Genomic DNA, 22,675 nt, shown 5'->3' on the forward strand with positions numbered 1-22,675 from the left:
GCTGGCCCCTCATGCACCGCAGGCTGCCTGGTTCATTGTGCGCACATGATACTGATTTAGGCGTCAGGATGTAAGTAGTTTCATCCATGTCAAACGGATGAAATGCAAAGTGTTTATTCTGACGTTTTTGTCCTTTTGTCCGGGCGGGGCTTTTGGATTGCTGCAAAAACCAATGTGCGGCGCGGACTTGGCCACATGTCGTATTTGTAATTCACGCGGTGGGCACCTATAATTCCCGGCGGCTGGCCGGAGTGCCAGGAAAATGTGATGCTTCTCCAGCACTGGTTGCATGCATGTTCATAAACTGCCCGTCCGGGCAATAATAATGCGAGTGTGAAGAGCTGTGAAACGCGATAATCGACCTGTAAATCTGGATCTGACCCAGTTCAGCTTCCCTCTCCCGGCGATTACTTCCATCCTGCACCGGATTACCGGCGTCATCCTTTTGTTTGGCGTGGGCTTTCTCCTGTGGGGGCTGGATCAGTCGCTCGAAAGCGCGCAGTCTTTCGCTGCGCTGAAATCCCTGATGGAAGGCTTTTTTCCCAAGCTGATCCTCTGGGGGATTCTGTCGGCCCTGTTTTACCATCTGGTTGCGGGTTGCAAGCACCTGCTGATGGACATGGGGATTGGTGAAACCCTGGAAGGCGGGCAGACCGGTGCCAAGGTGGTGCTTGCCGTCTCTGTGGTTCTGATTCTGGCAGCAGGAGTATGGGTATGGTAAATCCGGCAACGAATTACGGTAAAAGTGGTGTTCAGGACTGGATCGTCCAGCGTTTGACTGCCGTTATCCTGGCAATCTATACCCTCTTCATTGTGGGGACGCTGGTACTGTCAGGCGAAGTGACCTATGAAGGGTGGAAGGCCCTGTTCGGACTGACCTGGGTGCGCGTGTTCTCGCTGATGGCGTTGCTGTCCATCCTGGCGCATGCCTGGATCGGCTTGTGGACCGTTTCCACAGACTACATCAAGCCGGCAGCACTGCGGTTCCTGTTTCAGGTGTTCTGCGGTGTGTTGCTGTTTGTCTATGTCGTGTGGGGCGTTGAAGTGCTGTGGGGGCTGTGATGACGAATCTGAAAACTCTTTCTTATGACGCGCTGGTAATCGGCGGCGGCGGTGCAGGGCTTCGTGCTGCGCTGCAGCTGACGCAGGCCGGCATCAAGACTGCATGTATCACCAAGGTATTCCCGACCCGTTCTCATACGGTGTCAGCTCAGGGAGGTATCACCTGCGCGATTGCTTCTGCGGATCCCAATGATGACTGGCGCTGGCACATGTATGACACCGTCAAGGGCTCCGACTACATCGGCGACCAGGACGCGATCGAGTACATGTGTTCCGTCGGCCCTCAGGCTGTCTACGAGCTTGAGCACATGGGGCTGCCGTTCTCACGTACCGAATCTGGCCGTATCTACCAGCGTCCCTTCGGTGGTCAGTCCAAGAATTTCGGAAAGGGTGGTCAGGCTGCCCGGACCTGCGCCGCGGCCGACCGTACAGGTCACGCGCTGCTGCATACGCTGTATCAGGCCAACCTGCGCGGCGGCACGACCTTCCTCAATGAGTGGTATGCCATTGATCTGGTGAAAAACCAGAAAGGTGCCGTGGTCGGTGTCATCGCCATGTGCATCGAAACCGGCGAGGTCAACTTCGTTCAGGCCAAGGCGACCGTTCTGGCAACCGGTGGTGCAGGGCGTATCTATGCCTCCACGACGAACGCTCTGATCAACACCGGTGACGGTATGGGCATGGTGCTGCGTGCCGGCTTCCCGCTGCAGGACATGGAAATGGTGCAGTTCCATCCGACGGGCATTCATGGTGCCGGCGTGCTGGTGACCGAAGGCTGTCGTGGTGAGGGTGGCTACCTGATCAATGCCAATGGTGAGCGCTTCATGGAGCGCTATGCGCCCAATGCCAAGGATCTCGCGTCCCGTGACGTGGTTGCCCGCTCCATGATGATGGAAATTCTGGAAGGCCGCGGTTGTGGTCCCAACAAGGATCATGTACTGCTGAAGCTGGATCACCTGGGTGAGGAGACCCTCCATCTGCGCCTGCCCGGCATTTGTGAGCTGTCCAAGACATTCGCGCACGTGGATCCGGTCAAGGAGCCGATCCCGGTTGTGCCCACCTGCCATTACATGATGGGCGGCGTGCCGACCAACATTGGTGGTCAGGCGCTGACGCTGGATGAAAATGGCAATGACAAGGTCATTGATGGCCTGTATGCATGCGGCGAAACTGCCTGTGTGTCTGTTCATGGCGGTAACCGCCTGGGTGGCAACTCCCTCCTGGATCTGGTGGTCTTCGGCCGCGCGGCAGGTCTGCAGATCGAGAAGGTGCTGAAGGAAGGCTATGAGGCGATGGCGCCCTCCGAAAGCGACATCGAAGCGGCCATGGCACGTCTCAATCGCCTTGAAGGTACCAAGGGCGGTGAGTCCGTGGCTGAAGTACGGAAGGATCTGCAGAACACCATGCAGCTCCACTTCGGTGTCTTCCGCGAGGGCGAGAACATGCAGAAGGGTCTGGAGAAGCTGCGTGAAATCGCCGAGCGCGTCAAGAACACGCACCTGGTAGACAAGAGCAAGGCCTTCAACACGGCCCGTATCGAAGCCCTCGAACTGGATAACCTGTTCGCGGTGGCAGAAGCGGTGGCCACTTCTGCCGAGGCGCGCAAGGAAAGTCGTGGTGCCCATGCACGCAATGACTTCCCCGAGCGTGATGACGAAAACTGGCTGAAGCACTCCCTGTTCTTCCCGATCGAGAAGAAGGTGGGCAAGCGGGATGTCAACATGTCTCCGAAGACGGTTGAGCCGTTCCAGCCACAGGCACGTGTCTACTAATTCCAGGGCGAGGTATTCGAGATGTTGAAAGTCAGTGTATATCGTTACAATCCGGATGTGGATGAAGCGCCCTACATGCAGGACATCGAGGTCGAGATCCCGGAAGGCAAGGACCTCATGGTGCTGGACGTGCTGGGCCTGATCAAGGAAAAGGATCCCACTCTGGCCTATCGTCGTTCATGCCGGGAAGGCGTCTGTGGCTCCGACGGCATGAACATGAACGGCAAGAACGGTCTGGCCTGTATCACGGCGTTGTCCGAAGTGGTCAAGAACAACACGCTGGTGCTGCGTCCGCTGCCCGGACTGCCCGTGATCCGCGACTTGGTTGTGGACATGACGCTGTTCTACAAACAGTACGAAAAGATCAAGCCGTATCTGATCAACGATACACCACCGCCGGCCATCGAGCGTCTGCAGTCCATTGAGGACAGGGCAAAGCTGGACGGTCTGTACGAGTGTATCCTGTGCGCATGTTGTTCAACGGCGTGTCCGTCTTTCTGGTGGAACCCCGACAAGTTCGTGGGGCCATCCGGTCTGCTGCAGGCGTACCGGTTCCTGGCTGACAGCCGCGATACCGCTACGGAAGAAAGGCTCTCGGATCTGGATGATCCGTTCAGTGTCTTCCGTTGCCGTGGTATCATGAACTGCGTTGCGGTGTGTCCCAAGGGACTCAACCCCACAAAGGCCATTGGCCATATTCGCAACATGTTGCTGGAGAGAGCGGTTCTGATGACCGCTTTCTTTCAGTACTGAATAAGAAAAAGAACGATAAAAAAGAAGCGGTCACGCTCACTTGTGTTTCGGTCGTTGCTGATTTAGTTGTCGAAAAAAATTAAACAAAATAGCCCCGCTCTTCTATGCTGAATGGTGGGGAGTGGTGCAGCTCCATACGGGTATGCTGACCTGTGTCCTGAAAGGGAGGCGGGCATGGTGCATCAGTATGCGTGGCATGCACCGGTTTGATTTTTATAACGGGCTGGCAGTAACTCCGAAAAAGGCGAGCGAGAATGCAAGAAAGCACCATGGAGCAACTGTGGCGGACGTCCCACCTGTCAGGGGGAAATCTTGCCTATGTTGATGACCTGTATGAACTTTACCTGACAGATCCCAATTCCGTTCCGGACGAGTGGCGCGACTATTTTGATACCCTGCCTGTTCCGGAAGGCCTTCCCTCCAAGGATATCCCGCATCACGTTATCCGTCAGCAGTTTCTCGAAATCAGCCGCAAGCGTGGCACGGGATCCGGTGCCATCAGCCCTGCCGAGAGTGCGGCGGCTGAACATGAACGCAAGCAGGTCAAGGTCCTCCAGCTGATCAATGCCTATCGGGTGCGGGGGCATCAGAAGGCCAGACTTGATCCTCTGGGCCTGATGGAGCGTGAGCACGTTGAGGATCTCGAGCTCGAATACCATGGGCTGACCGCAGCGGATCTGGATACCGAGTTCAATACGGGTCCCTTGTGCTTTGGTGAAGAGCGGCTGCCGCTACGGACCATCATTCAGTATCTTGAGGAAACCTACTGCTCCACCATTGGTGTGGAGTACATGCATATCGTCAATACGGAAGAGCGGCGCTGGATTCAGCAGCGGATGGAAAGCGTTCGTTCTCATCCCCGCTATGACGAAAGCCGCAAGCTCCATACGCTGGAGCGCCTGACCGCAGCCGAAGGCCTTGAGAAGTATCTGGGTTCCCGCTACCCCGGTACCAAGCGATTTGGTCTGGAGGGCGGTGAGAGTCTGATCCCCATGGTGGATGAACTCATCCAGCGTGCGGGTATGGCCGGTGCCAAGGAAATCGTCATTGGCATGGCGCACCGTGGGCGTCTGAACGTCCTCGTCAATACGTTCGGGAAGAACCCCAAAGACCTGTTCGATGAGTTCGAAGGTAAGGTCACACTGAAAGAAGGGGTGGGCGACGTCAAATATCACCAGGGTTTCTCTTCAAATGTCCTGACACCGGGCGGTGAAGTCCATATGGCCTTGGCTTTCAACCCGTCGCACTTGGAAATTGTGTCACCGGTTGTCGAAGGTTCCGTGCGCGCACGTCAGCGTCGTCGTCGTGACGACAATGGTGACAAGGTAGTCCCCATCATCATGCATGGTGATGCGGCCTTTGCCGGCCAAGGCGTGGTCATGGAAACCTTCCAGATGAGCCAGACCCGTGGCTTCAAGACCGGCGGTACCGTGCATATCGTCATCAATAACCAGGTCGGCTTTACCACCAGCAAGCGTGAAGATGCGCGCTCCACGGAGTACTGCACCGACGTGGCCAAGATGGTTCAGGCACCGATCTTCCACGTCAATGGCGACGACCCGGAAGCGGTGGTCTTCGTCACCCAACTGGCACTGGATTTCCGCAACACGTTCAAGAAGGATGTGGTCATTGACCTGTTCTGCTACCGCCGTCGCGGGCACAACGAAGCGGATGAGCCGGCTGCGACCCAGCCGATCATGTATCAGGTCATTCGCAAGCACCCGACCACACGGGAGCTCTATGCTCAGAAGCTGATCAGCGAAGGCCTGATCACACCCGAGCAGGCGAAGCAAATGGAAGAGGAATACCGGGATCTGCTTGATCGCGGAGAGCACGTGGTCAAGAGTCTGGTCAAGGAGCCCAACAAGGAACTCTTTGTCGACTGGACGCCCTATCTGGGACACAAGTGGACGGACAAGGCCAGAACCGGGGTTTCGATCCGCACCATCCAGAAACTGGGCAAGATACTGGATGATCTGCCGGAAGGGCTGGTTGTGCAGCGTCAGGTTGCCAAGATTCTTGAGGATCGGCGCAAGATGACCCAGGGCGCGATGCCCATCAACTGGGGCTATGCTGAAATCATGGCCTATGCAACGCTGATCAACGAAGGCTTTGATGTGCGCATCACCGGTGAGGATGTAGGGCGTGGCACCTTCTCTCATCGTCACGCGGTCATTCACAACCAGAAGGACGGATCGGAATACATCCCGCTCAAGAAGCTGGTGAAGGACGACAAGCCCTCCTTTGAAATCTGGGACTCCCTGCTGTCCGAAATGGGCGTGCTCGGTTTCGAGTACGGCTATGCGACCACCAATCCCAAGGCTCTGGTCATCTGGGAGGCACAGTTCGGTGACTTTGCCAACTGCGCCCAGGTGGTCATTGACCAGTTCATCACCAGTGGCGAGCACAAGTGGGGGCGGCTGTGCGGTCTGACCATGCTGCTGCCGCATGGCTACGAAGGGCAGGGTGCCGAACACTCCTCCGCGCGACTGGAGCGCTTCCTCCAGCTCTGCGCTGACCATAATATTCAGGTCTGTGTCCCGACCACGCCTGCGCAGATTTTCCATCTGTTGCGTCGTCAGATGAAGCGTCCCATCCGCAAGCCGCTGATTGCCCTGACGCCGAAGAGTCTGTTGCGCCACAAGGACGCAGTGTCCACTCTGGAAGACTTGGCGGAAGGTGCATTCCAGACCGTGATTCCGGAAGTGGATCCGAATGTGGATCCGAAGAAGGTGACCCGTCTCATTCTCTGCAGCGGCAAGGTGTATTACGAGCTGGCCGAGAAGCGCCGGCAGGAAGAGCGCTGGGATACTGCAATCGTGCGGATTGAACAGCTTTATCCCTTCCCGGAGCAGGTCCTCGCAGAAGTGATCGGTCAGTATCGCAAGCTGCAGGATGCCGTCTGGTGTCAGGAAGAACCGATGAATCAGGGAGCGTGGTATTGCAGCCAGCATCACATGCGTGCTGTGCTGGCGGAAACGCATCCCAAGCTCTATCTCAAGTATGCGGGACGTCCTGCATCCGCCGCGCCGGCATGTGGCTACCCACATCTCCACGTGGAAGAGCAGACACGTCTGGTAAATGAAGCATTTGAAGTGTAACAGGCCTCAGTGAATAAGGATCAACAATGACCATCGAAATCAAAGCGCCTACCTTTCCCGAGTCCGTTGCTGACGGCGTGGTGGCTACCTGGCACAAGAAGCCGGGTGAGCCGGTGTCCCGTGATGAGCTGCTGGTGGATATCGAAACCGACAAGGTTGTACTGGAAGTTGTCGCCCCCGCAGACGGTACCCTGGAGACCATCCTCAAGGGAGAAGGGGAAACTGTACTGAGCGGTGAAGTCATTGCGACCTTCCGGGAAGGCGCGGTGGCAGCATCTTCAGCTTCAGCTTCAGCTTCAGCGCCTGCGACCGCGGCCGAGACACCGGCAGCGCCTGAAACTGCGGCAGCCGAGCCGGCTGCGGCAGAGCCTGCACCGGTACCTTCAGCAGACGCAGCAGACGTCATCATGTCGCCCGCAGCGCGCAAGCTGGTTGAGGAGAAAGGTCTCAACCCGGCCGTCATCCCGGCAACCGGCAAGGACGGCCGCCTGACCAAGGAAGACGTGCTGGCGTTCATTGAAAAGCAGAGTGCTCAGCCGGCACCGAAGGCTGCGACCCAGTCGGCTGCGTCCGAACCAGCCCAGGTGGCTCTGGGTGCAGAAGGGCGCCCGGAGAAGCGCGTCCCCATGACACGCCTGCGTGCGGCCATTGCCAAGCGTCTCGTTGATGCGCAGCACAATGCAGCCATGCTCACCACCTTCAATGAGGTGAACATGAAGCCGGTCATGGATCTGCGCAAGAAGTACAAGGATCTTTTCGAGAAGCGCCACAACGGCGTGCGGCTGGGCTTCATGTCCTTCTTCGTCAAGGCTGCCTGCGAGGCGCTCAAGCGTTTCCCGGCGGTGAACGCATCCATTGACGGAAACGATATCGTTTACCATGGCTATCAGGATATCGGTGTGGCGGTCTCTACCGACCGCGGACTGGTGGTACCGGTATTGCGGGACGCAGACCAGATGAGTCTGGCGGATATTGAGTCAGGTATTGCTGAATATGGCCGCAAGGCACGTGAAGGCAAGCTGGCGCTGGAAGACATGACCGGCGGCACCTTCACCATTTCCAATGGTGGTGTGTTCGGCTCGTTGCTTTCCACCCCGATTCTGAACCCGCCCCAGACAGCCATTCTGGGCATGCACAAGATTCAGGAGCGCCCGATGGCGGTGAACGGCGAGGTGGTCATTCTGCCCATGATGTATCTGGCGCTGTCGTATGACCATCGCATGATTGATGGCAAGGAAGCGGTACAGTTCCTGGTGACCATCAAGGAACTGATTGAGGATCCGGCACGCTTGTTGCTGGATATCTGAGGATTAACAGTTAACACGGGAACAAACCATGTCCAACAAATTTGATGTAATCGTGATCGGAGCGGGTCCGGGCGGCTATGTGGCCGCCATCCGCGCAGCACAACTGGGACTGAAAACAGCGTGTGTGGAGCGCTGGACATCGGATCAGGGCAAGCCAGTGTATGGTGGTACCTGTCTGAACGTGGGCTGTATTCCCTCAAAGGCATTGCTGGAGTCTTCCCACAAGTTCGAGGAAGCGAAGCACGACTTTGAAATCCACGGTATCGCCACCGGCGACGTGAAGATTGATGTGCCGAAGATGATGGATCGCAAGAATTCCATCGTCAGGAACCTCACGACCGGTATCGGCTCTCTGTTCAAGGCCAATGGGGTGACCTCCATTCATGGTACCGGACGCCTGCTGGCCGGCCGCCAGGTTGAAGTGACCGACAACGACGGCAAGGTGACGGTTTACGAAGCGGAGAATGTCATCATCGCCACCGGTTCACGCCCGGTGGAAATTCCGCCGGCACCGCTGACCGAAGATATTATCGTGGATTCCACCGGAGCACTGGAGTTCAGCGAGGTGCCCAAGCGTCTGGGTATCATCGGGGCCGGTGTGATCGGTCTTGAGCTGGGCAGTGTCTGGGCGCGTCTTGGCAGTGAAGTCACCATTCTGGAGGCTCAGGATGTGTTCCTCGGGATGGTGGATCAGCAGATCGCCAAGGAAGCCCTCAAGCAGTTCACCAAGCAGGGTCTGGACATTCGCCTGAAAACCCGCGTGACGGGCAGCGAAGTCAAGCGTGGCGTGGTCACGGTGAAGTACTCTGACGCCAAGGGCGATCAGGAAATCAAGGTGGACAAGCTGATTGTCGCCGTGGGTCGCCGCCCCAATACGGAAAACCTGCTGGCACCGGACAGTGGCGTCAACCTGGATGAGCGCGGGTTCATCTATGTGGACGATCGTTGCCGGACCGAGGTCCCTGGCGTCTACGCCATTGGTGACGTGGTACGTGGCCCGATGCTGGCACACAAGGCGTCAGAAGAGGGGATCATGGTGGCGGAGCGGATCGCCGGCCACAAGGCGCAGGTCAATTACGACTGCATTCCGGGCGTCATCTATACCGCGCCGGAAATTGCCTGGGTGGGCAAGACTGAAGAAACGCTCAAGGCCGAGGGCGAAGCCTACAAGGTGGGAACCTTCCCGTTCGCGGCCAGCGGCCGTGCCATGGCTGCCAACTCGACCGCAGGCCTGGTGAAAATTATCGCCTCCGAAAAGACTGACAGGATTCTCGGAGTGCACATTATCGGCCCGCAGGCGTCAGAAATGATTGCGCAGGCTGTAATCGCCATGGAATTCGCATCCAGTGCGGAAGACCTGGCCATGACCGTGTTTGCGCATCCGACGCTGTCGGAAGCGGTCCATGAGGCTGCTCTGGCCGTGGATGGCAATGCAATACATATCGCCAACCGCCGCAAGCGCAAATAACTGAATCAGTCAAAAGCTGAGTAAAACGGAAAACGACATGAATCTACACGAATATCAAGCCAAGCAATTGTTTGCAGAATACGGGCTTCCGGTGTCCAAGGGCTATGCCTGCGAAACACCGAAGGAAGCCATGGAAGCCGCCGATCTCATCGGCGGCGACAAGTGGGTCGTCAAGGCCCAAGTGCACGCCGGTGGTCGTGGCAAGGCGGGTGGTGTGAAGCTGGTCTCTTCCAAGGAGGAGATCAAGGCATTTGCGGAAAAATGGCTCGGCAACCGTCTGGTGACCTATCAGACTGACGAGCGTGGTCAGCCGGTCAGCAAGATCCTGGTGGAAGCCTGCACGGATATCGACAAGGAGCTCTATCTTGGTGCGGTGGTGGATCGCTCCAGCCGCCGGGTGGTGTTCATGGCCTCTACCGAGGGTGGCGTGGAAATCGAGAAGGTTGCCGAAGAAACGCCCGAGAAGATCCTCAAGGCCATTGTGGATCCGCTGGTGGGCGCGCAGCCTTATCAGGCACGTGAAATTGCATTCAAGATGGGCCTGGAAGGCAAGCAGGTCAAGCAGTTTGCAGACATTTTCCAGAAGCTGGCCAAGTTGTTCGTGGACTTCGACCTGTCCCTGCTGGAAGTGAATCCGCTGGTGATTACCACTGACGGTGATCTGCACTGTCTGGACGCCAAGATCAACGTGGATGGCAATGCCCTGTATCGTCAGCCGAAGATCCGCGAAATGCACGATCCGTCGCAGGAAGATCCGCGGGAGGCGGAAGCAGCCAAGTGGGATCTCAACTATGTGGCACTGGACGGTAACATCGGCTGCATGGTCAACGGTGCCGGCCTGGCCATGGGCACCATGGACATCGTCAAGCTGCACGGTGGTGAGCCGGCAAACTTCCTTGATGTCGGTGGCGGTGCAACCAAGGAGCGTGTTGCCGAGGCATTCAAGATCATTCTGTCCGACGAGAAGGTGAAGGCCGTTCTGGTCAACATCTTCGGCGGTATTGTCCGCTGTGACCTGATTGCCGACGGAATCATTGCTGCCGTGGAAGAGGTGGGCGTGAAGGTGCCCGTTGTCGTCCGTCTGGAAGGCAATAACGCAGAACTGGGCGCGGAGAAACTGGCCAAGAGCGGTCTGAACATTATCGCTGCCAAGAGCCTGACTGAAGCGGCTCAGGCGGTCGTGAAGGCAGCGGAGGAACACAAGGCATGAGTATTCTGATCAACAAAGAGACCAAGGTTATCTGTCAGGGCTTTACCGGAAGTCAGGGCACTTTCCACTCCGAGCAGGCGATTGCCTACGGTACCCAAATGGTCGGCGGTGTAACGCCGGGCAAGGGTGGACAAACGCACCTGGGGCTGCCGGTGTTCAATACGGTGCGCGATGCGGTGGAAGCTACCGGTGCCGATGCGTCCGTGATCTACGTTCCGGCGCCTTTTTGCAAGGACTCCATCCTGGAGGCGGCCAACGCAGGCATCAAGCTGATCGTCTGTATTACTGAAGGCATCCCGACGCTGGACATGCTGGAAGTGAAGGTCAAGTGTGACGAGCTGGGCGTACGCCTGATCGGGCCGAACTGTCCTGGCGTGATCACACCGGGTGAGTGCAAGATCGGCATCATGCCGGGACACATCCACCTGCCGGGCAAGGTGGGTATCGTTTCACGTTCCGGTACCCTGACTTACGAGGCGGTCAAGCAGACGACGGATGCCGGTTTCGGCCAGTCAACCTGCGTGGGTATCGGTGGCGATCCCATTCCGGGTTCCAACTTTATCGATATCCTGAAGCTCTTCCAGGAGGATCCGCAGACTGAGGCCATCGTGATGATTGGTGAGATCGGTGGTACCGCCGAGGAAGAGGCCGCGGAATTCATCAAGCACAATGTCACCAAGCCCGTGGTGTCCTATATCGCGGGTGTAACGGCACCGGCTGGCAAGCGCATGGGCCACGCTGGCGCTATCATTGCCGGTGGCAAGGGCACGGCGGCCGAGAAGTTTGCGGCGCTGGAAGCGGCAGGGGTGACTACTGTCCGCAGCCTGGCGGATATCGGCAAGGCACTGTCGGAAGCGACCGGTTGGGCCATGAAGAGCTGAACCGTTGTCGGATGACATCCATAAAAAAGCCCGGCGGAACGCCGGGCTTTTCTTGGCCTTTGGCCATGGTGAGCAGAGCGCTTCTCAGTATTCCGATGTCACCATATCCGCCCGGGCGGGGTTGTCGATAAAGGGGTTGGTATTACCCTGCAGTTCCCGGATCATTTCATTGCGTGCCTTTTCCGCTTCATCCGGCGGGTCAAGGCGATTCCAGCGCTGAAGCTGAGGCAGATCTCCCACGAGCGGCAGGTTGTAACGCTCATGCATGTAGAGGATGGCGCGTGCGATATCACCACGAATACGGTTCGGGGGATCCATGATACCAAAAGAACGCTTGAATCCGCACTTGTCCCGCTCAATCTCGGGGCCCAGTTCTTCAAACCGCGCACCACGGCGTTCCAACTCGAAACGTGCCTCGGCAGGTTGCAGGTTATGAAGGTCGGCCGCCATAATGCGGTACTCTTCACTTTCTTTCTGGCACAGCCTCGGCGTAGTACAACCCAGCGCATCGCGCATCCAGCTGTCGGAATAGATATGGCTTTCGGTGATCAGGACACTTTTTCGTTTGAACGGCTTCTGACAATAGAAGGTGACGCCGCCATTGGCGTAGAGCTGGCCCCAGAACTTTTGCTCGATAACCTGATCAGGTGGCGGCGGTGCCTCGGCCAGCACCGGGAGAGATATCAATCCGCAAAGCAGTACAACTGATCTTGCAAACCCTTTCATAACGCACTCATTTAGTTTTTATGATGGTGTGTCGTACCGGATCCCTCCGGCTTTGGTTACAGTATAGCCAATGAATAACGGCCATGAAAGGGCATCAGGGGAAGTGACAGGTGTCCTCCCCTGACCGGTTTTGACGTCAGGCTCAGTCCTTGAGACGCTTTTTCAGATGATCCAGACGCTCTCTCAGCTTTTCTCCGGACTTGCGCAGTGCCTCCAGCGCTTCGGCGCTTTCCTCTTCAAGCTTGTCCAGTTTTTGGGCAACACTGGACTCGAAATGATACCAGTCGTTTTCCCACTCACTCAGGTCGTCTTTCAGTTCCAGTTTGGCGAGATGAGCCTGGACCTTCAGTTCGTCCCACTGGGTCTTGAGATTTTCCTTGAGATTGCGTAGTTCTTCTTTGATGCTCATGGTTCGCCTCCTGCTGTGTATTGTCTTGTCAGCATACCTGAGGGCCCGGAGATCGTGTTGATACAGATCAATCCCGCGACAGGAGCAGGACCGCCTCTTCAAGAGCGGGCCACACAGGCTGCGTATCGGCACCTTTGATGGCGCAGTCAATAATGTGGAGGCTGTTGATGGCTTTTAAAAGGGGGGCAGAGCGCGGGCGCATGGAAAGATAGCGCTTTTTTTTCTGCGGAGGGAGTTTCCAGCCTTTAACGACTTCTTCTGCGGGTTGCCGTTGCTGTCTCGCCCGGGCCAGATCAATCAGTCGCTGGGCTTCCTGATTGAGAGCCCAGAGAATCTGGGCCGGTGCCACGCCTTCGCTTCGCAGTGTGCGAAGAATGGTCAGTGCATGGGCAGCATCCCGGGCAATGATGGCATCCGACAGATCAAAAATGGAGTAGTGACTGCTCTGGACGATATGGCGGCTGACAAAGGGGCCGTCGATTGTGGGACTGTCAGCCAGCAGCGCCAGTTTTTCAATTTCCTGTGCTGCCGCAAGCAGGTTGCCTTCCACGTGGTCGGCCAGTATGCGAGCGGCTTCTGCGGTCGGTTGCAGGCCCTTTTCGTGCATGCGTGCACTGATCCATCCTGGTAGCCGGGAATGGTCGATGGGCCAGACCTGGATGATCCAGCCGTGCGTATCAATGGCCTTGGCCCATTTCTGATTCAGTATCCGGTAGTCATTCTTTTCGGAGGTGAGTAACAGGCAGATGTCATCAGGCAGCCGGTTCGCTGTCTGCTCAAGCAGCGCCTTGCCCTTGGCATCAGGTTGCTGAATCAGAGAGAGTTCGATAATACGCAGATCACCAAAAAGGCTGGGTGCGCTGAGCTGCTCTTCAAGCTGCAGCCAGTCGAAGCCTTTATCGATTGTATAGTACAGGCGTTCGGAAAACCCATTATCACGCCAGTACTTCCGAAAGAGGTCTGCACACTGAAGGCGCTGGTAAGGCTCTTCGCCCATGATCCAGGCAATCCGGGAGGGTTTGCTGGTCAGCAGACCGGATAGCTGGTCGGGCTTAATCCGCATGGTTTGCGGTCGTCAGTTGTCTCAATGCGGAAGCAATGCGGGGTACAAGGCTTTCCGCAAGTTGCTTGTCCAGGCTCCGGCGAATACGTGCCTGCTTGGAATCATTCCCGAGGCCGGATGACTTGTCGTACCGGTATGACTCGCGCCGTGCAAGCCGTCCTTCCAGACGACGTCCGTCTGCAGAATTCAGAACGGCCCAGCTGACGCTGCGGGTGATTTCATTTTCGGCTGCGTCGGCGCTTTGGCTGATGCTGACGGCTCGTACAGTTTCAGCGGGAGCCGCAAGTGTGACGCTGTAGGGGGATGCCGAATCGTCAATCCGGATGCCGGTTGCCTGAAGGCGTTGGGACAGGACAGTGCAGAAATCCTGAGACTGGGCAGCCGGGCAGTCCAGCCGAACTGCCACATCAGGCAGATTTTCCGTCGTCTGGCTGCCCCGAAGGTGGAAACCGCAACCGCCCAGCGCGGCTCCCAGAGTCAGAATGGTGATGAAACGTTTCATGTTGACTGACAGGCGGGTTGCCCCGCCTGGTCCGTTATGTCAGCGTGCTACGATATTGACCAGCTTCCCGGGAACTACGATCACCTTGGCTACGGTCTTGCCTTCCAGGTGGCGCTTGACATTCTGATCTTCCATGGCCAGGCGCTCCAGTTCGTCACGACTGATATCCGCCGGGACGGTCAGTTTGGCCCGCACCTTGCCGCTGACCTGAACCACGATAAGCATGTCGTCCCGCACCAGCGCGCTTTCATCAACCTTGGGCCAGCTGGCGTCTATGACTGCTTCATCGTGACCGAAATCCTGCCAGAGCGCATGACAGATATGCGGTGTGATAGGGGCCAGCAGGAGAATGGTGGTCTCCAGTGCCTCATGGACAGCCGCCCGCACGTCATCACCTTCTGCCTTCGACTGTGTATCGGTGACGGTGTTGATCAGCTCGCGCACTGCGGCAATGGCGGTGTTGAAGGTGTTTCGCCGACTGATGTCGTCAGTCACCTTGGCAATGGTTTCATGGGTCTTGCGGCGCAGGGCGCGGGCCGCGTCACTCAATCTGGCCGGATCCAGTGCGGGCACATCGCCAGCGGCCAGATGATCGTGCATGAGCGTCCACAGGCGCTTGAGGAACCGGTGCGCACCGATGACGCCCTGCTCGGACCATTCCAGTGTCTGCTCGGGCGGTGCGGCGGACATCATGAACAGACGTACGGTGTCGGCGCCGTACTGGTCGATCATTTCCTGCGGATCAACGCCGTTGTTCTTGGACTTGGACATCTTGACCTTGCCACCGATTTCCACCGGTTGGCCATCGGCCTTGAGGCGGGCGGCTACCACGGCGCCCTTGCTGTCCGTTTCCAGCTCCACTTCCTTGATGTTGTAGTAGGTCGTGCGGCCGTCCGCATCGGTCCTGTAGAAGGTGTCGGCCAGCACCATGCCCTGGCAGAGCAGGTTCTTGAAGGGTTCGTCGCTGTCCACCAGACCCTCATCCCGCATCAGCTTGTGGAAAAAGCGCGCGTAGAGCAGGTGCAGGATGGCGTGTTCGATGCCGCCGATATACTGATCCACGGGCAGCCAGTAGTTGGCGGCCTTGGGATCCAGCATGGCATCCGCATGGGGGCTGGCGAAGCGGGCATAGTACCAGGATGACTCCATGAATGTGTCGAACGTGTCCGTTTCCCGCGTGGCCGGCTGGCCCTTCCATGTGGTCTTCGCCCATTCGGGGTCGGCCTTGATGGGGGACTTGACGCCGTCCATCTCCACATCTTCAGGCAGAACCACCGGCAAATCCTCTTCGGGTACAGGGACTTCCGTGCCATCTTCAAGATAGAGCATGGGAATGGGCGCACCCCAGTAGCGCTGTCTGGAGACGCCCCAGTCGCGAAGACGATAGTTGATGGTTCTGCGCCCTTTGCCCATGCTCTGAAGTTTGGATGCAATGGCGTCAAAGGCTTCTTCACTGGTCATGCCGGTGAATTCACCGGAGTTGACCAGGATGCCCTTCGCCGTGTAGGCCTCGGCCTGAACGTCCACTTCTTCCTTCGCGTCACGGGGCGCGATGACCTGCTGGATGGGCAGGCCATACTTGAGTGCGAATTCATGATCCCGGGTGTCGTGTGCCGGTACCGACATGACCGCGCCCGAGCCGTAGTCCATGAGTACAAAGTTGGCGACCCAAACCGGCACCTCCGCTCCCGTGATGGGATGGATGGCCTTCAGGCCTGTGTCCATGCCTTCCTTTTCCATGGTGGCAATGTCCGCCTCGGCCACCTTGACGCGGTTGCAGGCTTCCAGGAAGCGGGTCAGGGCGGGGTTGCCTTCCGCGGCCTTGCGGGCCAGCGGATGCTGAGGTGCCAGGGCGACATAAGTGACACCCATCAGCGTATCCGGACGGGTGGTGTATACCGTCAGGGTCTGGGCGTGATCCTTGACCCCGAATTCGAGCTCGACACCTTCGGACCGGCCGATCCAGTTACGCTGCATCTGCTTGACTTCATCGGGCCAGCCATCCAGTTTGTCCAGATCGGCCAGAAGCTGGTCGGCATAGTCGGTGATCTTCAGGAACCACTGGGGAATCTCGCGGCGTTCGACCGGTGCACCGGAGCGCCAGCCCTTGCCGTCGATAACCTGTTCGTTGGCCAGTACGGTTTCGTCCACCGGGTCCCAGTTGACAACGGACATCTTCTTGTAGACCAGCCCCTTTTCGTACAGGCGGGTAAAGAACCATTGTTCCCACTTGTAGTATTCGGGCTTGCAGGTGGTGACCTCACGGGACCAGTCATACCCGAAACCCAGTTGCTTGAGCTGGCCTTTCATGTATTCGATGTTCTGGTATGTCCAGGTGGCCGGTGCGACACCATGCTTGATGGCGGCGTTTTCAGCCGGCAGGCCGAAGGCATCCCAGCCCATGGGCTGGAGCACATTCTTGCCCTGCATGCGCTGGAAGCGAGAGATCACATCCCCGATGGTGTAATTGCGTACATGGCCCATGTGGAGCTTGCCGCTGGGGTAGGGGAACATGGAGAGACAGTAGAACTTCTCTTTGTCCGGATCTTCTGTGACTTTGAAGCTCTGATTCTCCTCCCAGTACTTCTGGGCGGCTTGTTCAATCGCTTTGGGATGATACGTTGCTTCCATCGTCGTCCTGGCTGTGCCTGTCGGTTAAAAGGGTTGCTTCAGGTCAATCGCCTTCGCGTGAAATCAGGCAATATTTACTGGAAACTGACTTGGGTTATCGCGAAGGGGGCCCATTTTAACCTATAGTGCCAAAGACAGGTAGTCAGACAGCGGGCTTTCCGTGAATTGGATCCTGAGGAGGTGACAGATGGGCGAAAAACGCGCACAGCAAAAGCAGGCCTATGCCCGGGTGCTGAAGCGGCTGGAGGTTCGGCTGGCGGACATGGAAGTGCAGACCTGGGAGACCATCCAGGCGGAAATTGAAGAGGCTGTGGAGCTGGAGCAGCAGGCTTCCGAGCTGACCCGCGAAGAGTGGGGGGTGATCAAGGAATACCTGAAACGTGACCTGAAGGCACTGTACAACTATCTGAAGGAATCAGGGCAGGGCTTCAGGGAGTGGCTGGCGACGGACATGTCGCTGCTGAAGCAGGAGCTGCTTGAATGGGTGGAGAAGGCTGCGGATCCGGCCAAGGTGGAGTGGACGCGTCTGAATCTGCAGCTGCATCACGACGAGACAACATACATTGCCGGAGAGATGGCCATGCCGGGTGTGCTCAAGTGTACCCAGTGCGACAAGCTGATCGTCCTGCCAGTACCCGACCGGATCGAGCCCTGCCATCGCTGTCACGGGGAAGTCTTCCTGCGGGTGATGACGTACTGGCCTCAGGATGAGGATCTGTAACGTCGCTTCAGGGTGCCGGCAATGGCCAGGGAAGCGATGAACATGAGGGGCAGGCTTCCGGTACGGCCGTAGAGGGTCGTACCGCTGCGCAGGGCGGCGGTGCCCCGTGATACCCCCCCTTGTGCGGGTGCGACGGGGTCGAGTACCTCTCCGTCCGGCGTAATGATGCCGGTATGGCCCCGGTTGGCAGCGCGCAGCAGTGTCTTGTCCTGTTCCACCGCACGCATGCGGGCGATCTGCATGTGCTGGGCCGGCCCGGCAAACAGGCCGAACCAGGCGTCGTTGCTTACTGTCACCAGTAATTGTGCGTCGCGGCTGCGGTGGGCAACAAAGTCCGGATAGACAATTTCGTAACAGATGAATGTGGCTACGGGGATGCCCTGCGCCTGTTGCAGGGGCTGGTCCGGTGATCCGGCCTGCATGTCCGACATGGGCAGATCAAAGAAGGCAATCAGGCCACGAAGCAGTCCCGCCAGCGGGACGTATTCACCGAACGGAACCAGTTTCTGCTTGCGATACGTCCCCGAGCCAAGGCCTTGCCAGATGAAGCCATTGTAGTAAATGCGCCGGCCTTCCTGCGTTTCAGGGAGCAGAATACCGTAACCCAGAGCAGTGCGGGTTTGTCGTGCCTGGGCATCCAGTTGTCTGAAAAAACCGGCATCCTGCTGATAGAACAGGGGCAGGGCGGTTTCCGGCCAGAGGATCAGATCCGCATCCCAGTGAGGGGTGCTGAGGGTGATGTACTGTCGGATAATCTGATCCCGGTAGGCCGGATCCCATTTGATATTCTGGGGAATGGCGGTCTGAACCACGGCCACGTCCAGTGTGCCGGTGGGGGTCGTGCGGAAGGTGGTCTGACCGAGCACGGCGAGGATGACGGCAGCGGCCAAGGTGCCGGTCAGGGCCAGTGCGGCGGGTCTGGTGCGCGTTGAATACAGTTCGTACAGCTGAGCCCCGGCCAGCATGACGAGGCCCGACAGGCCGTAGACACCCGTCCAGCGGGCTGCCGGTGCGAGCGGGCTGTCCACCCATCCGGTTCCGATGTAGAGCCAGGGGAAGCCACTGAGCAGGCCGCTGCGAATCCATTCCCACAGTATCCAGGTTGCCGCAAAGGTCAGGGGCGTCAGGCTCTTGCGCCGGGCAAGCCAGCCCAGGCAGAGCCATTGCCCGGCTGTGAACAGGGCCAGGCTGGCAGCAAAAAGTGCGGTCAGCAGTGTGGCCAGCCAGACCGGTGCGTAGCCGAATTCATGGATGCTGATCCAGACCCAGTTGACATTGGCCCCAAAGAGCCCGAGACCGACCAGCCAGCCTTCCAGGGCATCCCGGCGAGGTGATGTGCCCGGGCGCAAACCCCAGAGTGCAGCGGCCAGCGGCAGGGCCAGCCACCATTGGTAGAAGGGTGCAAAGGTCAGACCGAGGGCGGCGCCACTGCATGTCAGCAGCGTGAGTCGTTGCCATGTGCGCATCAGTCGACCCGTCGCACTTCCAGCAGCCGGACGGAGCGGTTGTCTGCGTTGAGCACCGTGAACTGGAAGCCGCCGAAGGTGACGCTTTCGCCTCTGGCAGGCATGCGACCGAAATGTTTCAGCACCAGTCCGCCAATGGTGTCGAATTCCTCTTCATCCAGCGAGCTGTCAAAATATTCGTTGAAGTCTTCCACTTCAGTCAGCGCCTTGACGATCCAGGTGCCTTCGGCAGTGGGCGTGATCATGGATTCTTCATCTTCCACGTCGTGTTCGTCTTCAATATCGCCCACGATTTCTTCCAGTACGTCCTCGATGGTGACCAGACCACTGACACCGCCGTACTCATCTACCACGATGGCCATATGATTGCGGTTGCTCTTGAATTCGTTGAGGAGCTGGATGAGGCGCTTGCTTTCCGGGATGAACCAGGCCGGGCGCAGGACATCCAGAACCTTGGTGCGGGTCAGGGTGTTGCTGAGCACCAGAGGCAGCAGGTCCTTGACCAGGAGAATGCCTTCCACTTCGTCCAGACTGTCACCGATTACCGGGTAGCGGGAGTGAGCCGAGGAGAGTATCTCCGGCAGCCAGTCTTCCGGATTGTCTTCACTGGATATGGTGATCATCTGGGGGCGGGGGATCATGATTTCCCGCACCTGCATCTCCGTGACATTCAGAGCTCGCTCCATGAGTGACAGGGTGTCCTGATCCAGAACCTCCCGCTTGCATGCCGTGCGGAGCAAATCAACGATATCCTGCTTGCTGTCGGGGGCGGACGAGAAGGCGTCGGTGAGCCGGTCAAGCCAGCTGCGTGAATTTTCGGGTCTCGAATGGTCGTCGCTCATGCGATCTGCGGTTACCTGTCCTGATAGGGGTCGGGAATGTTCAGCCTTGCAAGCAGCTGACGTTCCAAGTTTTCCATAATTTCGGCGTCTTCATCAAGTACATGATCATGGCCCTGCAGGTGCAGCATGCCGTGAATGACCATGTGTGCCCAGTGATGCATGAGCGGCTTGTTCTGTTCCGCCGCTTCACTGGCGATGACCTCGGCACAGAGAATGATGTCACCGAGCAGGGGCAGGGTGACGCCGGGTGGATTCTCGAAAGGAAAGGACAGGACGTTGGTCGGCCGGTCCTTGCCCCGGTAGTCCCGGTTCAGAGCCCGGATTTCTTCGGGATCCACCACGCGCAGCGTCACTTCGGCGCCTTCCGGCGCATCCGGACAGGCGGTTTCGGCCCAGAGCCGGAAACTTGCCTCGTCGGGCAGATCCGGCGCTTCCGTGGCAAGCTGGAGGTCAACAATGAGGGTCATGAGGTGGCCTCGAAGGCATCATAGGCTTCAACAATGCGCTGCACCAGCGGGTGCCGGACAACGTCGTGACTGGCAAACCGGGTGATGCCGATGCCCTTGACGTTCTCCAGTACGCTGAGTGCATGCGTGAGTCCGGAAGGGACACCGCGCGGCAGGTCGATCTGAGAGGTGTCGCCGGTGATCACTGCCGTGGATCCGAAACCGATACGGGTCAGAAACATCTTCATCTGCTCGCGAGTGGTGTTCTGGCTTTCATCCAGCAACACGAACGCGTGATTGAGGGTGCGGCCACGCATGAAGGCCAGCGGCGCGATTTCGATCAGCCCCTTGTCGAGCATGCGCCCCACCTGCTCGAATCCCAGCATGTCATAGAGCGCGTCATACAATGGCCTGAGATAGGGGTCCACCTTCTGAGCCAGATCTCCGGGAAGAAACCCCAGTTTCTCGCCGGCTTCCACCGCCGGACGTACAAGCAGGATACGCTTGACTTCATCCTTCATGAGTGCCTGAACGGCACAGGCCACCGCCAGATAAGTCTTGCCGGTGCCGGCAGGGCCCACTCCGAAGTTGATGTCATGCTGAAGGATGGAGCGCACGTAGCGGGTCTGATTGCCGCCCCGGGGCTTGATCTTGAGCTTTGGCGTGACGATCAGTGGGGTCCCGTCTCCGGAACCGGTGCCGGGCTCGTCCGCGCCGGTTTCATTGATGAAGAGGTGAACCGTATCGCCGCTGATTTCGCCAGCCTCCGTTTCCCGGTAGAGGTGCCGAAGAATGTCCTGTGCCAGCTCGGCCTGGTCGCCACGAATCCGGAACAGGTGGCCCCGGTTGCTGATGTGAACTTTCAGCCGCTGTTCCAGAATGCGCAGGTGGCTGTCGTGGGGGCCGGCCAGCGCAAGGAGCCGCCGCGGATCTGCCGGCTCCAGCTGAAACTGCAGATCCCGGGTGCCCGGATCAGTGTTTGACATCGTCAATCCGTTCTCCGCGCAGGGAATTGGGGAAGGCTGCGGTGATGCGCACATCCACGAAGTGGCCGATGATGCTGTGATCGGTCGATGCGAAGTTGACCACCCGGTTGTTTTCCGTGCGCGCCTGCAGCTCGTCGGGATTCTTCTTGGACGGGCCGGTCACCAGCACCCGTTCCACCTGACCCACCATGCGGCGGCTGATCTGCTGGGCCTGCTGCTGAATGCGCTGCTGGAGAATGGCCAGGCGTTCCTTCTTGACCGCTTCGGGAACCGTGTCCTCTATCTCCGCTGCCGGGGTTCCGGGGCGCTTGCTGTAGATGAAACTGAATGAGGTGTCGAAGCCCACCTCGGCAATCAGGTTCATGGTGTCCTCGAAATCTTCGTCCGTTTCTCCCGGGAAGCCGACGATGAAGTCGGAGGACAGGGAAATACCGGGCCGGGCCGCCTTGATGCGTTCGATCTTTTCCAGATACTCCTCGCGCGTATGGCCGCGTTTCATGGCCGCCAGAATCCGGTTGGAGCCGCTCTGAACCGGCAGGTGGAGGTGGCTGACCAGCTCGGGCACCCGGGTATAGACCTCGATCAGGCTGTCCGTGAACTCTACCGGATGGGAGGTGGTGAACCGGATCCGGTCAATGCCGTCAATTTCGGCGACATGGGTGATGAGCTCGGCCAGGTCTGCGGTGTCCCCGTCCCAGGTTTCGCCACGGTAGGCATTTACGTTCTGACCCAGCAGGTTGATTTCACGAACGCCCTGAACGGCGAGGTGACGGACTTCATCCAGAATGTCTTCCACCGGACGGGATACTTCTTCACCCCGGGTATAAGGTACGACGCAGAAGGTGCAGTACTTGCTGCAGCCCTCCATGACCGAAACAAAGGCCGTGGCCCCGTCACTGCTGGGCATGGGCAGGTTGTCGAATTTTTCGATTTCGGGGAAGCTGATGTCCACCACGGGAATGCGGTTCTTTTTCGTGGCATCCACGAACTGGGGCAGCCGGTGCAGGGTCTGCGGGCCGAACACCATGTCCACAAAGGGTGCGCGCTCACGGATGGCATCGCCTTCCTGACTGGCCACGCAGCCGCCGACACCGATGACCAGGTCCGGCTTCCTGGACTTGAGCTCTTTCCAGCGACCCAGCTGATGAAACACCTTTTCCTGCGCCTTTTCCCGGATGGAGCAGGTGTTGAGCAGCAGAATGTCCGCTTCATCCGGATTGTCCGTCAGCTCGACGTCATGGCTGACCTTGAGCAGGTCGGCCATGCGGGCAGAGTCGTACTCGTTCATCTGACAGCCGTGAGTTTTGATGTACAGCTTCTGTTTCATGC

At 58.2% G+C, this 22,675-nt stretch carries 20 protein-coding genes; 10 read left to right on the forward strand and 10 right to left on the reverse strand.

Annotated elements, in window-relative coordinates; genetic code table 11:
* Nucleotides 1–343 precede the first annotated feature (343 nt).
* The 9 genes from sdhC to sucD all read left to right on the forward strand — a co-directional run bounded on the left by sdhC (nt 344) and on the right by sucD (nt 11,554).
* A complete protein-coding gene (gene sdhC / locus AAIA72_RS01535) occupies nt 344–721 on the forward strand; it encodes a succinate dehydrogenase, cytochrome b556 subunit (protein ID WP_369601696.1) in 378 nt (125 codons plus the stop codon).
* Complete coding sequence (sdhD, locus tag AAIA72_RS01540) at nt 715–1,062, forward strand: succinate dehydrogenase, hydrophobic membrane anchor protein (RefSeq protein WP_369601697.1); 348 nt, start codon at nt 715–717, stop codon at nt 1,060–1,062. The genes sdhC and sdhD overlap by 7 nt, the downstream gene beginning before the upstream one ends.
* Nucleotides 1,062–2,834, forward strand: a complete 1,773-nt coding sequence (gene sdhA, locus AAIA72_RS01545; RefSeq protein ID WP_369601698.1) for a succinate dehydrogenase flavoprotein subunit — start codon at nt 1,062–1,064, stop codon at nt 2,832–2,834. The genes sdhD and sdhA overlap by 1 nt, the downstream gene beginning before the upstream one ends.
* 24 nt (nt 2,835–2,858) lie before the next feature.
* Nucleotides 2,859–3,587: a succinate dehydrogenase iron-sulfur subunit gene (locus tag AAIA72_RS01550; protein ID WP_369602956.1), complete on the forward strand. Its 729-nt coding sequence runs from the start codon at nt 2,859–2,861 to the stop codon at nt 3,585–3,587.
* Between the two features lie 254 nt (nt 3,588–3,841).
* Complete coding sequence (locus tag AAIA72_RS01555; protein ID WP_369601699.1) at nt 3,842–6,688, forward strand: 2-oxoglutarate dehydrogenase E1 component; 2,847 nt, start codon at nt 3,842–3,844, stop codon at nt 6,686–6,688.
* 26 nt (nt 6,689–6,714) lie between these two features.
* Complete coding sequence (gene odhB / locus AAIA72_RS01560; protein ID WP_369601700.1) at nt 6,715–7,995, forward strand: 2-oxoglutarate dehydrogenase complex dihydrolipoyllysine-residue succinyltransferase; 1,281 nt, start codon at nt 6,715–6,717, stop codon at nt 7,993–7,995.
* A gap of 28 nt (nt 7,996–8,023) precedes the next feature.
* Nucleotides 8,024–9,463, forward strand: a complete 1,440-nt coding sequence (lpdA, locus tag AAIA72_RS01565; RefSeq protein WP_369601701.1) for a dihydrolipoyl dehydrogenase — start codon at nt 8,024–8,026, stop codon at nt 9,461–9,463.
* Nucleotides 9,464–9,500: 37 nt separating this feature from the next.
* Nucleotides 9,501–10,673, forward strand: coding sequence for an ADP-forming succinate--CoA ligase subunit beta (gene sucC, locus AAIA72_RS01570; protein WP_369601702.1), 1,173 nt, complete (start codon nt 9,501–9,503; stop codon nt 10,671–10,673).
* Nucleotides 10,670–11,554, forward strand: coding sequence for a succinate--CoA ligase subunit alpha (gene sucD, locus AAIA72_RS01575; RefSeq protein WP_369601703.1), 885 nt, complete (start codon nt 10,670–10,672; stop codon nt 11,552–11,554). The genes sucC and sucD overlap by 4 nt, the downstream gene beginning before the upstream one ends.
* An 84-nt stretch (nt 11,555–11,638) precedes the next feature.
* Here the strand turns inward: sucD and AAIA72_RS01580 are convergent, their stop codons facing one another.
* The 5 genes from AAIA72_RS01580 to leuS all read right to left on the reverse strand — a co-directional run bounded on the left by AAIA72_RS01580 (nt 11,639) and on the right by leuS (nt 16,885).
* On the reverse strand, nt 11,639–12,280 hold the full coding sequence (locus AAIA72_RS01580; RefSeq protein ID WP_369601704.1) for an endonuclease: 642 nt from the start codon (nt 12,278–12,280) through the stop codon (nt 11,639–11,641).
* 142 nt (nt 12,281–12,422) lie between these two features.
* Nucleotides 12,423–12,689, reverse strand: coding sequence for a hypothetical protein (locus AAIA72_RS01585; RefSeq protein WP_369601705.1), 267 nt, complete (start codon nt 12,687–12,689; stop codon nt 12,423–12,425).
* Nucleotides 12,690–12,756: 67 nt separating this feature from the next.
* A complete protein-coding gene (gene holA / locus AAIA72_RS01590) occupies nt 12,757–13,752 on the reverse strand; it encodes a DNA polymerase III subunit delta (RefSeq protein ID WP_369601706.1) in 996 nt (331 codons plus the stop codon).
* Entirely contained in the window at nt 13,742–14,254 is a 513-nt protein-coding gene (lptE, locus tag AAIA72_RS01595) for an LPS assembly lipoprotein LptE (protein ID WP_369601707.1), read from the reverse strand. Before lptE ends, holA begins: the two co-directional genes overlap by 11 nt.
* Nucleotides 14,255–14,293: 39 nt before the next feature.
* Nucleotides 14,294–16,885, reverse strand: a complete 2,592-nt coding sequence (gene leuS, locus AAIA72_RS01600; protein WP_369601708.1) for a leucine--tRNA ligase — start codon at nt 16,883–16,885, stop codon at nt 14,294–14,296.
* A 187-nt stretch (nt 16,886–17,072) separates the two neighbouring features.
* On the opposite strand from leuS, the gene AAIA72_RS01605 reads away from it, so the two are divergent.
* Nucleotides 17,073–17,606 carry a zinc ribbon-containing protein gene (locus AAIA72_RS01605; RefSeq protein WP_369601709.1) on the forward strand — a complete coding sequence of 178 codons (534 nt, stop codon included), beginning with the start codon at nt 17,073–17,075 and terminating at the stop codon, nt 17,604–17,606.
* Here AAIA72_RS01605 and lnt read toward each other — a convergent pair.
* The 5 genes from lnt to miaB are packed head-to-tail and all read right to left on the reverse strand — an operon-like array spanning nt 17,588 to nt 22,673.
* Nucleotides 17,588–19,072 (reverse strand): apolipoprotein N-acyltransferase, encoded by a 1,485-nt coding sequence (lnt, locus tag AAIA72_RS01610; RefSeq protein WP_369601710.1) that lies wholly within the window; start codon nt 19,070–19,072, stop codon nt 17,588–17,590. The genes AAIA72_RS01605 and lnt overlap by 19 nt on opposite strands.
* Nucleotides 19,072–19,914: an HlyC/CorC family transporter gene (locus AAIA72_RS01615; RefSeq protein ID WP_369601711.1), complete on the reverse strand. Its 843-nt coding sequence runs from the start codon at nt 19,912–19,914 to the stop codon at nt 19,072–19,074. Before AAIA72_RS01615 ends, lnt begins: the two co-directional genes overlap by 1 nt.
* An 11-nt stretch (nt 19,915–19,925) precedes the next feature.
* Nucleotides 19,926–20,381 carry an rRNA maturation RNase YbeY gene (gene ybeY, locus AAIA72_RS01620; protein WP_369601712.1) on the reverse strand — a complete coding sequence of 152 codons (456 nt, stop codon included), beginning with the start codon at nt 20,379–20,381 and terminating at the stop codon, nt 19,926–19,928.
* On the reverse strand, nt 20,378–21,346 hold the full coding sequence (locus AAIA72_RS01625) for a PhoH family protein (protein WP_369601713.1): 969 nt from the start codon (nt 21,344–21,346) through the stop codon (nt 20,378–20,380). Before AAIA72_RS01625 ends, ybeY begins: the two co-directional genes overlap by 4 nt.
* On the reverse strand, nt 21,333–22,673 hold the full coding sequence (miaB, locus tag AAIA72_RS01630; protein ID WP_369601714.1) for a tRNA (N6-isopentenyl adenosine(37)-C2)-methylthiotransferase MiaB: 1,341 nt from the start codon (nt 22,671–22,673) through the stop codon (nt 21,333–21,335). The genes AAIA72_RS01625 and miaB overlap by 14 nt, the downstream gene beginning before the upstream one ends.
* Nucleotides 22,674–22,675 lie beyond the last annotated feature (2 nt).

Source organism: Thermohahella caldifontis (genome assembly GCF_041153465.1).
Lineage (GTDB): Bacteria > Pseudomonadota > Gammaproteobacteria > Pseudomonadales > Oleiphilaceae > Thermohahella > Thermohahella caldifontis.

Excerpts from the sequence above, each read along its gene's own strand:
- AAIA72_RS01555 (WP_369601699.1), top strand. The coding sequence starts at position 3,842 with ATGCAAGAAAGCACCATGGAGCAACTGTGGCGGACGTCCCACCTGTCA.
- odhB (WP_369601700.1), top strand. The coding sequence starts at position 6,715 with ATGACCATCGAAATCAAAGCGCCTACCTTTCCCGAGTCCGTTGCTGAC.
- AAIA72_RS01605 (WP_369601709.1), top strand. The coding sequence starts at position 17,073 with ATGGGCGAAAAACGCGCACAGCAAAAGCAGGCCTATGCCCGGGTGCTG.
- sucD (WP_369601703.1), top strand. The coding sequence starts at position 10,670 with ATGAGTATTCTGATCAACAAAGAGACCAAGGTTATCTGTCAGGGCTTT.
- AAIA72_RS01585 (WP_369601705.1), bottom strand. The coding sequence starts at position 12,689 with ATGAGCATCAAAGAAGAACTACGCAATCTCAAGGAAAATCTCAAGACC.
- lnt (WP_369601710.1), bottom strand. The coding sequence starts at position 19,072 with ATGCGCACATGGCAACGACTCACGCTGCTGACATGCAGTGGCGCCGCC.
- ybeY (WP_369601712.1), bottom strand. The coding sequence starts at position 20,381 with ATGACCCTCATTGTTGACCTCCAGCTTGCCACGGAAGCGCCGGATCTG.
- sdhA (WP_369601698.1), top strand. The coding sequence starts at position 1,062 with ATGACGAATCTGAAAACTCTTTCTTATGACGCGCTGGTAATCGGCGGC.
- AAIA72_RS01625 (WP_369601713.1), bottom strand. The coding sequence starts at position 21,346 with ATGTCAAACACTGATCCGGGCACCCGGGATCTGCAGTTTCAGCTGGAG.
- sdhD (WP_369601697.1), top strand. The coding sequence starts at position 715 with ATGGTAAATCCGGCAACGAATTACGGTAAAAGTGGTGTTCAGGACTGG.
- lptE (WP_369601707.1), bottom strand. The coding sequence starts at position 14,254 with ATGAAACGTTTCATCACCATTCTGACTCTGGGAGCCGCGCTGGGCGGT.
- lpdA (WP_369601701.1), top strand. The coding sequence starts at position 8,024 with ATGTCCAACAAATTTGATGTAATCGTGATCGGAGCGGGTCCGGGCGGC.
- AAIA72_RS01615 (WP_369601711.1), bottom strand. The coding sequence starts at position 19,914 with ATGAGCGACGACCATTCGAGACCCGAAAATTCACGCAGCTGGCTTGAC.
- leuS (WP_369601708.1), bottom strand. The coding sequence starts at position 16,885 with ATGGAAGCAACGTATCATCCCAAAGCGATTGAACAAGCCGCCCAGAAG.
- sucC (WP_369601702.1), top strand. The coding sequence starts at position 9,501 with ATGAATCTACACGAATATCAAGCCAAGCAATTGTTTGCAGAATACGGG.
- miaB (WP_369601714.1), bottom strand. The coding sequence starts at position 22,673 with ATGAAACAGAAGCTGTACATCAAAACTCACGGCTGTCAGATGAACGAG.
- holA (WP_369601706.1), bottom strand. The coding sequence starts at position 13,752 with ATGCGGATTAAGCCCGACCAGCTATCCGGTCTGCTGACCAGCAAACCC.
- AAIA72_RS01580 (WP_369601704.1), bottom strand. The coding sequence starts at position 12,280 with ATGAAAGGGTTTGCAAGATCAGTTGTACTGCTTTGCGGATTGATATCT.